Origin of the sequence: Solidesulfovibrio fructosivorans JJ] (assembly GCF_000179555.1) — a bacterium.
GTDB lineage: Bacteria > Desulfobacterota > Desulfovibrionia > Desulfovibrionales > Desulfovibrionaceae > Solidesulfovibrio > Solidesulfovibrio fructosivorans.
The window spans coordinates 1-9,752 of the sequence record NZ_AECZ01000059.1 but is presented as its reverse complement, the minus strand read 5'-3'; the positions used below and the strand labels follow the sequence as shown (position 1 = coordinate 9,752).

At 63.4% G+C, this 9,752-nt stretch carries 10 protein-coding genes; 6 read left to right on the top strand and 4 right to left on the bottom strand.

Annotated elements, in window-relative coordinates; all coding sequences use genetic code 11:
• Positions 1–47 precede the first annotated feature (47 nt).
• From DESFRDRAFT_RS20150 to DESFRDRAFT_RS20135, 4 genes are all read right to left on the bottom strand, one after another.
• Entirely contained in the window at positions 48–869 is an 822-nt protein-coding gene (locus DESFRDRAFT_RS20150) for a tetratricopeptide repeat protein (RefSeq protein WP_005997110.1), read from the bottom strand.
• Between the two features lie 27 nt (positions 870–896).
• Entirely contained in the window at positions 897–2,024 is a 1,128-nt protein-coding gene (gene carA, locus DESFRDRAFT_RS20145) for a glutamine-hydrolyzing carbamoyl-phosphate synthase small subunit (protein WP_005997109.1), read from the bottom strand.
• A 107-nt stretch (positions 2,025–2,131) separates the two neighbouring features.
• Positions 2,132–3,052 carry a D-alanine--D-alanine ligase family protein gene (locus tag DESFRDRAFT_RS20140; protein WP_005997108.1) on the bottom strand — a complete coding sequence of 307 codons (921 nt, stop codon included), beginning with the start codon at positions 3,050–3,052 and terminating at the stop codon, positions 2,132–2,134.
• Entirely contained in the window at positions 3,015–3,659 is a 645-nt protein-coding gene (locus DESFRDRAFT_RS20135) for an HDIG domain-containing metalloprotein (protein WP_005997107.1), read from the bottom strand. Before DESFRDRAFT_RS20135 ends, DESFRDRAFT_RS20140 begins: the two co-directional genes overlap by 38 nt.
• Before the next feature lie 126 nt (positions 3,660–3,785).
• Here DESFRDRAFT_RS20135 and DESFRDRAFT_RS20130 point away from each other — a divergent pair, with 126 nt between their 5' ends.
• The 6 genes from DESFRDRAFT_RS20130 to clpA all read left to right on the top strand — a co-directional run bounded on the left by DESFRDRAFT_RS20130 (position 3,786) and on the right by clpA (position 9,564).
• Positions 3,786–4,139: a hypothetical protein gene (locus DESFRDRAFT_RS20130; RefSeq protein ID WP_005997106.1), complete on the top strand. Its 354-nt coding sequence runs from the start codon at positions 3,786–3,788 to the stop codon at positions 4,137–4,139.
• A gap of 465 nt (positions 4,140–4,604) precedes the next feature.
• Complete coding sequence (locus DESFRDRAFT_RS20125) at positions 4,605–4,832, top strand: HypC/HybG/HupF family hydrogenase formation chaperone (RefSeq protein ID WP_005997105.1); 228 nt, start codon at positions 4,605–4,607, stop codon at positions 4,830–4,832.
• A complete protein-coding gene (gene hypD / locus DESFRDRAFT_RS20120) occupies positions 4,819–5,910 on the top strand; it encodes a hydrogenase formation protein HypD (protein ID WP_005997104.1) in 1,092 nt (363 codons plus the stop codon). The genes DESFRDRAFT_RS20125 and hypD overlap by 14 nt, the downstream gene beginning before the upstream one ends.
• Positions 5,911–5,998: 88 nt before the next feature.
• The gene (locus tag DESFRDRAFT_RS20115) at positions 5,999–6,592 is read left to right on the top strand and encodes a class IV adenylate cyclase (protein ID WP_005997102.1); all 594 of its coding nucleotides are present in this window, start codon (positions 5,999–6,001) and stop codon (positions 6,590–6,592) included.
• 383 nt (positions 6,593–6,975) lie between these two features.
• Positions 6,976–7,290 carry an ATP-dependent Clp protease adapter ClpS gene (gene clpS / locus DESFRDRAFT_RS20110; RefSeq protein ID WP_005997100.1) on the top strand — a complete coding sequence of 105 codons (315 nt, stop codon included), beginning with the start codon at positions 6,976–6,978 and terminating at the stop codon, positions 7,288–7,290.
• The gene (gene clpA, locus DESFRDRAFT_RS20105; RefSeq protein WP_005997099.1) at positions 7,291–9,564 is read left to right on the top strand and encodes an ATP-dependent Clp protease ATP-binding subunit ClpA; all 2,274 of its coding nucleotides are present in this window, start codon (positions 7,291–7,293) and stop codon (positions 9,562–9,564) included.
• Positions 9,565–9,752 lie beyond the last annotated feature (188 nt).

Below are 9,752 nucleotides of genomic sequence, written 5' to 3'. Positions count from 1 at the left end.
TATTTTTCAAAAGGTTTCCCCCTGGCCGCCGGAGGCATTCATAAATCTTACGAAATAGGCTCGGGTTCCTTACCCTGTTTCTTGAGGACGAAGTTGAGCAGCTTATGGGCTTCGACGAAGGAGGGCGAGAGCCGCAACGCCAACCGGGAGGCCTTTTCCGCCTTGTCCCAGCGTTGCCAGTCCAGATAGACCCGGCCGAGGTTGAAGTAGAGGTTGGGGTCGGATTTGGCGAATTCCACCGCCCGCATGAAGTATCTCTCGGCGATGTCGTATTTGTGCAGCTTGCGCAGCACGATGCCGATGCGGTTGTAGTGGTGGATTTGATCGGGCGAAAGGTTGATGGCCTCGTCGAGGTAGGAAAACGCTTCCTCGTACAGTTCCCCGGAGATGAAAAGCTCGGCGATGCGCGCCCGCAGGTCGGCGTCGCGGGGGAATTCCCGGGCCAGCTTTTCGAGGGATTGCTTGGCTTCCTCGAAACGTTTCTCTTCGAGAAGACCCTTGCCTTCGGCCAAGCCGCTGGCGATGCGCTGCGCCATATCGGCCATGATGTCCTTGGCTTCCTCCACGGCCGTGGCTTGCAGCTCGCCGAGGAGAGTGACCAGGGTGTCGGCCAGCTCCTTTTCCTTTCCCGGAGTGTAATCGAGGATGAGCGGATACACCTTGCGCAGGTTGCGGTCGCCGTTAAGAAGCAACACCGCGTCGGTGATGAGTTTGGAAAACTCCTCTTTCTCCGACTTCATAAGCGGCGTGCGCAACACCGCCCCGATGGCCTCGTGAAGGGCCGACACGGCGGGCAGGGGCTTGGCCTGTTTGAGGAGCGTCCCGACCTTGTTGATCTGGGATCGGGCCTTGGTCAGTTCCGAGGACATGCTTTCCCGACGCGTCGGCGCCCGAGGTTATTTGCCCGTCTCCCGGCGCACGAGGTTTCGGAAACGGGTGAAGAAATACCGGCTGTCGTGAGGCCCGGGTGCGGCCTCGGGGTGATACTGAATGGCGATGACGGGTTTTTTCTTGTGGGCAAATCCCTCGAGAGTCCCGTCATTTAAATTCACGTGCGTTAACTCTACGTTGGAAAGGCTTTCGATGTCCACGCAAAAACCGTGATTCTGCGACGAAATCTCAATGCGCCCCGTTTCCAGATCCTTGACGGGATGGTTGAGGCCATGATGGCCGAACTTGAGCTTGTAGGTCCGCCCGCCAAGGGCTAGGCCCAAAAGTTGATGGCCCAGGCAGATGCCGGCCAGGGGATAGTCCTCGGCCAACCGGGCGGTGGTCGCGACAAGGTCGGGCAGGGCGGCCGGGTCGCCGGGACCGGGCGAGAGGAAAACGGCGTCCGGGCCGAGGCGTCTGACCTGGTCCACCGTGGTGGTGTGCGGCACCATGAGCAGATCGAAGCCCTGGGCGGAAAGAAGCCGCATGATGTTCCACTTGATGCCCATGTCGAAGACCACCAGCCGGGGACCGTTTCCGGGCCAGGCGTAGGCGCCGTCGACGATGGTCGCGGGCTTGATGCCGTTTCGCGTCCAGATGAAAGGCGCGTCGCAGGAAACGTCCTTGGCCAGGCCGAGGCCTTCCATGGACGGCAGTCCCTTGGCCAGTTCCACCGCCTGGCGCGGATCGGACACGTCGGTGGAAATGTAGCCGCGCATGGCCCCGTACAGGCGCAGGTGGCGGGTGAGCGCCCGGGTGTCGATGCCCTCGATGCCGGTGATGCCCTGGCTGACGAGGTAGTCGGGCAGGGTCATGGTGGAGCGCCAGTTGGAGGGCGTCTTGCAGCATTCCTTGACGATGAACCCGGCTACCCGGATCTTCGCCGATTCCACGTCATCGGGGTTGATGCCGTAGTTGCCGATGTGGGGGTAGGTCATGCACACCATCTGTCCGGTGTAGGACGGATCGGTCAGCACTTCCTGATAACCGGTCATGCCGGTGTTGAATATCACTTCGCCGCCGGCGCTGCCCCCGCCGGTAAACGTTTGGCCGTGAAAAAGGGTGCCGTCTTCAAGGGCCAGGATGGCTTTCATGCAGGTCTCCGCGCGTATGGGCCTTCGGCCGCGGGTTTACGGCCGCCGGCAGGGTATAGTGGAACGGGGCCGGCGTAAAGGCCGGACGCGTCGTGGGTCGGGGTCAATTAAGGCCTCTTGCCGCGTCGCGCAAGCCCCAGTTCCATGAGTTTGGCGATCAGTTGGGGGAAGTCGAGTCCGGCCGCCCGGGCCGAACGGGGCAGCAGGCTGGTGGGAGTCATGCCGGGCAGGGTGTTGACCTCGAGCAGCATGAGCCCGTGTTTGTCGGTGTGGATGAAATCCGCCCGGCTGTAGCCGGTAAGTCCCAGCGCCGCGTGGGCGGCCAGGCTCAGGCGGCCCAGTTCGTCGGTCAACGCCCGCGGGATGGGGGCCGGGCAGATCTCGTCGGCCGCCTCGGGCTGGTATTTGCTGGCGTAATCGAAAAATTCCCCGGCCTTGGGTCGGATGAGGATGGGCGGCAGGGCTTCGTCGCCAAGCACGGCGCAGGTCAGCTCCATGCCGCCGCAGAGACCTTCCTCGATAAGCGCCGCGTCGCCGGTGGCGAAGATTTTTTCGAGCGCCGCCGGCAGTTCGGCCGGATCGCGCACCAGCGACATGTAGACGCTCGAGCCGCCGCTGTTGGGCTTGACGAACCAGGGCGGCGGAAAAGCGGGCGCGTAGCCGGCCGGCGGCGGCGTGGGCAGGAAATCCCAGCGCGGCGTCGGCAGGCCGTGGCTGATGAAAAGCTGCTTGGATGCGGCCTTGTTGAGCGCCAGAAACGAGCCGGCCGGACCGGCTCCCTGGTAGGGCACGCCGGCCGCGTCGAGCAGGGCCTGGGGCAGGCCGTCCTCGCCCGGCGCGCCGTGGAGATTCAAAAAGGCGAAATCGCAGATCCGGGCCGCCGCGACAAACCCCGGAAAATCGTCGGACAGGTCGCAGGGCACGACCTCGTGGCCAAGGCTTTTTAGCGCCTTGCCGATCTGGACGGCCCCGGACAGCGAAACCTCGCGTTCACTTGACCAGCCGCCCGCAACCAAAAGTACTTTCATGGAGATCCAAATCCAGGGTTTGGGCCAGGGCCGTTTCGATGGCCGAGGCCTGTTGGAAGGATTCCCGGATGCGCTCCCGGATGTAATCCGTCTTGCCGTAGCGGGTCAGCAGATCGTCGAATCGGGCTTCCAAGGTGACGATCTGGTTGTGCTTGACCCGTTTGTCGCTGTAAATGATCGTCAGCGGCAGAAAATGCGCCCGCAGGTCGATGGGAAGGTTCCAGGTGACGTGGCAGGCCACGCCCTGGGCCAGGGTCGGATTTCCGGTCAGTTCCTGCACCCAGGCCCCGCCGAGCTGGCAGTGGTTGCCGCCGTGGCGGATGGTGTAGGTTTTGGCCAGATCGTGCAGCAGACCGGCCGCCCGCACCGTGGCCACGTCCACATCGAGCCCGGCCCGCACCGCCGCCTCCGCCAGGGCGGTAGCCATACAGGCGACCAGGGCGCTATGCTCCCGGATGTTGGGCAACATGCCGTAGGCGTCCCAAAGTTCACGGCACTGCGCGTCCGTGGGGACAAACGACACCCGGGGCGGATCGGGCGGGAAGGGCTGGCCCCCGGGGGGGGATTCCGGCTTGGGCCGGCCAGGATCGTGAATGTATTCGGACATGGGAAACGTCGATTGCCGGACAGGTTGAAAGGCTTGGCGTCCGACAACCGGATTGATAGCAACCCTTCGGGAAAAAGCAACGCCCGGCCGCGCAACTCTCACCGGCCGGAAATGGATTGGTCGATCATGCCGAAATATCGTGTGCGCTACGAAACCAGGATCATGCAGGGCAAGGAAGGAACTGAAGTGGTGACGGCCTCCGGCAAGGGACAGGCCATGCTCGCGGCCCAGGCCATCGTGCACCCCGACCAGCGCCGGGACGAACCCTATTTTCATTTCGAACCGCTTACCATCCGCCCCCTGGAGGCGGAAGGGACCTATGCGGTGGCCTACCGGACCAAGGTGGAAACGCCGCTCTCCGGCGAGGTGGAGGTGGAGGCGACCGACGCGGACAAGGCCGTGTCCAAGGCCCGCTTCGCCGTGCACCAGGAGCTTATCCCGCCCAAGTGCTTCAAGGCGCTGGAGGTCGTCGCGGTGTAACGGCGCCTCCGGCGGCCAGGGGGAAACTTTTTGAAAAAAGTTTCCCCCTGGGACCCCCTTCAAAAACTTTCAATAGGGCGGGGAGACCTCTTTAAAGTCTTTGCGAAAACGCGGACAGTGGGGTTTTCAAAGGAAAAAACGACCGCTTACGAGGTTGGGTGGTTCTCCGCGTGGTCAGGGAATACCGAGGCCAGAAAGGTGCAACACGCTGGCAAGACCTGGTTATCCGCGCGGGCAGGGGAAAGGATTGTCTTCGCGCCTGGACCGTGTTCCCAGGGCCGGTGGGGGCATTGCGGACGCGAAGGGGTATTCTTCAAATATACGCCGCCCGCGTTCGCGATACCCCCACCGGCCGACCAACCAATAAACCTCCGGCTTTTGACAAAGCCCTTGCGGATGCGCATATTTCCCCAAACGCGCCGGGCAGCCTCGCCCGTCGTCATCCCTTTGCCAGAGGAGCACCCTATGTGCCTTGCCGTCCCCATGGAAATCACCGCCATACACGATAAAGTGGCCGATGTGGAAATCGGCGGGGTCACCCGCCAAGTGCGCCTTGACCTCATCGACGCCGCGCCGGCCGTGGGCGACTTCGTCATCGTCCACGCCGGGTTCGCCATCCGCCGTCTCGACCGCGAGGACGCCCTGGAAACCATCAAACTTTTTCAGGAAGGCTTGGATCTTGAACTCGTTTGAGGCGTTCAAGGACCCCCAGCTGTGCCGGGCGCTGCTCGCGCGCCTGACCGCCGAGGCGACCACCCCCTTTCGGTTCATGGAAGTCTGCGGCACCCATACGGTGGCCATTTTCCAATCCGGGCTGCGCAGCCTGCTGCCGCCGACCATCACCCATCTGACCGGGCCGGGTTGCCCGGTGTGCGTCACCCACGAATCCGAAGTGGCCGCCTTTTTGGATCTGGCCGGCCGCGACGACGTGGTGCTGGCCACTTTCGGCGACCTCATGCGCGTGCCCGGTCCCAAGGGACGCAACCTCAAAACCGCCAAGGCCGACGGGGCGCGGGTGGAGGTCGTCTACTCCCCAGTCGACGCCCTGGCCGTTGCCGCGGCCAACCCCGGCCGCACGGTCGTTTTCCTCGGCGTCGGCTTCGAGACCACGGCCCCGGCCGTGGCCGCCACCATCAAGCTGGCCCGGGAGCAGAATCTCAAAAATTTCCGGGTGCTTTCCTTTCACAAGCTTGTGCCGCCGGCGCTCGAGGCCTTGCTCTCGGACCCGGACATCAACGTGGACGCGTTCGTCCTGCCGGGCCACGTCTCGGCCATCATCGGCGCGACCCCGTATGCCTTTGTGGCCGGGAAATACCACGTGCCCTCGGTCATCGCCGGTTTCGAGCCCCTGGACATCCTGACCGCGCTGCTCGACATCGCGGGCATGCTCAAAAACGACGCCCCCACCATCCGCAACGGTTATACCCGGGTGGTGTCCGATGCCGGCAATCCCGTGGCCATGGCCATGATGGACGAGGTATTCGCCCCGGCCGACGCGCTCTGGCGGGGCTTGGGGCTCATTCCCCAAAGCGGGCTGGTCCTGCGCGACGAATTCGCCGATTTCGACGCCATGCGCCTGCCGGGCGTGGAACTGAAGGAAACGCCGCCGCTTCCCGGCTGCCGTTGCGGCGAGGTGCTCAAGGGCAAGATGGCCCCCAACGAGTGCCCGCTTTTCGGCAAGGCCTGCACTCCGGCCACGCCCGTGGGGCCGTGCATGGTCTCCACGGAAGGGGGCTGCGCCGCCTACTTCAAATACAGGCTCGACCTGTAGGTGCCATGGTCTGGGGGGAAAGCCTCCGGCGGCCAAAGGGCGCGCCCTTTGGAATCCCGGCAGGATTGCAACCCGAGGAGCGGCCGCCGTGTCCGATGCCGACGAGATCGAAACCAAGTTTGCCGTGACGGCCTTTGCGCCCATGCGCGAGGCGCTTGCCAAGGCTGGCGGCGTGCGCCTGTCCCGGGTGTTCGAGGAAAATATCGTCTTCGACACCCCGGACAGGGCGCTGCGGCATCGCGACGTGCTCTTGCGCCTGCGCCGCGACGGCGAAGGCCGGGTGACGCTCAAGCTCCCGTCCGAAACGGCCGTCGGCTCCGGGATCAAGGTCCGGCGGGAAATCGAGACCCGGGTGGCCGATCCGGCCGTCATGGAGTCGATCTTTTGCGCCCTGGGCTACGCCCCGGCCCTGCGCTACGAAAAAATCCGGGAAACCTGGCAAGTGGGCGAGACCCACGTTTGCCTCGACCGCTTGCCGTTCGGCCGCTACCTGGAAATCGAAGGCCCGGCCGGGACCATCGCCGCCGTGGCCGAAATCCTCGGGCTCTCCATGGCCGACGCCATCCCACTGACCTACCACGCCCTTTACCAGGCCCATCTGGCCGCCTGCGGCCTGCCGGCCTGTGACAGCTTCGTGTTCGGCCCCGACGAACGCGCCAGCGTTTTGTCCGACCTGTCCTGACTTCCTTTCCCCTTGTGGATTGGGCGAGCGGTTTTCCCCCTTGCCCCTTGTCGCGCGCGCCTTCGCCGGAAGACGTTTGAAAGGGAGAACGCGAGAGGGGAGAACCCGGCAAAGAGCGGCCACTCCCGCCACGTATTTTCAACGGTTTTGTAATTACCTTCTGATCCGCAACGATTTCAATGTACTGCGAAGCCTGTTGTCAGTAGGCGCGATTTCTCGTACCCCATTTCATGGGGTGCAAGGCGGAGTGGGCGCGGCGTGCGTTTGCGCCATCGCCCCTCGACAGCGCGCCAGGGCGACTTATTTCTACGAAAAGCAGCAAATCAGGGCGTGGTAACGCCCCGAAGTCCCCCGGTATCCGGGAAAAGGTGACAGCAAGCCCAATGAGTCATCCCATTGAACAGGAACAACCGGGTCTCGGCGTGGAAGTCGAAGAGGAAGTCCGCGAGCCGAGAAGGTACAAAGTGCTTTTGCACAATGACGATTACACGACCATGGAATTCGTTATCCAGGTCCTCGTCGGCGTGTTCCATAAAAACGAAAACGAAGCCACACAGATCATGCTGAACGTCCACAACAACGGTGTGGGCGTCTGTGGCGAGTACACGGCCGAAGTGGCCGAGCTCAAGGTGTCTCTCGTGCACCGGCTGGCCAAGGAAAACGGCTACCCGCTCAAATGCAGCATGGAAGAGGTCTGAATGCTCAGCAAGAAACTGGAGAAGGTCTTGACCAACGCCGTCAAGGAGGTCAAGCGGCGCAATCACGAATATCTCACCCTGGAGCACTTGCTCTACGCCATGCTCCTGGAGGAGACCGGCCGGGACATCCTTGTCCACTGCGGTGCCAATGTGGTGCGGCTTAAGCATCAGCTTGAACGTTTTTTCACCGATCACATGGAAGCCCTGCCCCAGAACGCCGATTCCGAGGTGGTGCAGACCATAAGCGTCCAGCGGGTGCTCCAGCGCGCCATCATGCAGATGCAGTCGTCCGGAAAACAGCAGGTGGAAGTGGGCGACGTCCTGGCCGCCATCTTCGACGAGGAAGATTCCTACGCGGTCTACTACCTCAAGTCCCACAACGTGTCCCGACTGGATGTGCTGGAATACATCTCCCACGGCTCGGGCCGCGAGGCGACGACCGAGGGCGAGGGCGAGGCGGCCGCAAAATCCGGCTCGGCCCTGGAGCAGTACACCGTGGACCTGGTGGCCAAGGCCCAAAAGGGCGAGATCGATCCGCTGATCGGCCGCGACCAGGAATTGACCCGCACCATCCACGTGCTGTTGCGCCGCCGCAAGAACAATCCCATTTTCGTCGGCGATCCGGGCGTGGGCAAAACCGCCCTGGCCGAGGGGCTGGCCCTTCGCATCGTGGGGGGCGACGTGCCGGAGTCCTTCAAGGATACGCTCATCTACGCCCTGGACATGGGCGCGCTTCTGGCCGGCACCAAGTACCGGGGCGATTTCGAGGCGCGGCTCAAGGGCGTTTTGGCCGAGCTCGAACAAAAGCCCGGGGCGATCCTCTTCGTGGACGAGATCCATACCATCGTCGGCGCGGGCGCGACCAGCGGCGGCACCCTCGATGCCTCCAACATCCTCAAACCCGTGCTCGGGTCCGGGAAGCTGCGCTGCATCGGCTCCACCACCTACGAGGAGTACAAGAACTACTTCGAAAAGGACCGGGCCCTGTCCCGCCGGTTCCAGAAGATCGACGTGGGCGAGCCGACCATCGACGAGGCCGTGGAGATCATCAAGGGCCTGCGCACCTACTACGAGGCCCACCATGGCGTGCGTTACACCCCGGCCGGGCTTCGGGCGGCGGTGGAGCTTTCCGCCCGCCACATCAACGACCGCTTCCTGCCGGACAAGGCCATCGACGTCATCGACGAGGCCGGGGCCGTGCGCAAGCTCACCGGCAACACCAAGGGCGCCATCGGCGTGGCCGAGATGGAAAAGGTCGTGGCTTCCATGGCCAAGATCCCGGCGGCCCGGGTGACGTCCTCGGACAAGGTGCGCCTGGAGAACCTGGAAGGCGAGCTTAAAGACCTCATCTTCGGCCAGGATCAGGCGGTGGACGCCATTGCCAAGGCCATCCTGCGCTCCCGGGCGGGGCTGGCCAACGACTGCAAGCCGACCGGATCGTTCTTGCTCGCCGGCCCGACCGGCGTGGGCAAGACCGAGATGGCCAAGCAGCTCGCCGCCGTGCTCGGCATCAACTTCGTGCGCTTCGACATGAGCGAATACATGGAGAAGCACGCCGTGGCCCGGCTGATCGGTTCGCCTCCGGGCTATGTCGGCTTCGAGCAAGGCGGATTGCTCACCGATGCCATCCGCAAGCATCCGTATTCGGTGCTGCTCCTCGACGAAATCGAGAAGGCCCACCCGGACATGTTCAACATCCTGCTGCAGGTGATGGACTATGCCACGCTCACCGACAACAACGGCCGCAAGGCCGACTTCGGCCACGTGGTGCTGCTTATGACCACCAATGCCGGGGCCCGGGAGATGTCGGCCAAGAGCATCGGCTTCGGTTCGGGCAAGCCCGAGGACACCTCGGACAAGGGGCTCAAGGCCGTCAACAAGCTTTTCAGCCCCGAATTCCGCAACCGCCTCGACGGCATCGTGACCTTCAAGTCGCTCACGCCCGAGATCATGGACCGCATCGTGCAGAAGTACCTGCGCGAACTGAACGCCCAGATGGCCGAGAAGCGGGTGTTCGTGCGCCTGACCCCGGCGGCGGTGACCAAGCTCGCCGAAAAGGGTTTCGATCCCGATTACGGCGCGCGGCCCCTGGCCCGGGTCATCCAGGAGGAGATCAAGGACGCGCTTGCCCAGGAAATGCTCTTCGGCAAGCTGCAAAAGGGCGGCGAAGCCCTCATCGACGCGGCCCCGAAGGGCGCGCCCGAGCTGTTCAGCTTCACCTTTGCCGGCCGCGCCCCCAAAAAGGCGGCCCAGGAACCGGCGGTGGTCGAGTAAGGGAGAGAAGGAGGCGGAATGCCTCCGGCGGCCAGGGGGAAACTTTTTGAAAGAAGTTTCCCCCTGGACCCCTTTCAAAAACTTTCAACAAGTATTTCGAGCTTCACCCGATACTCCCGCTAATTTGAAGAGTTTTGGGGGAGGGTGGGGGTCTGGGGGAGGGAACCCCTTTTTGCAAAAAGGGGTTC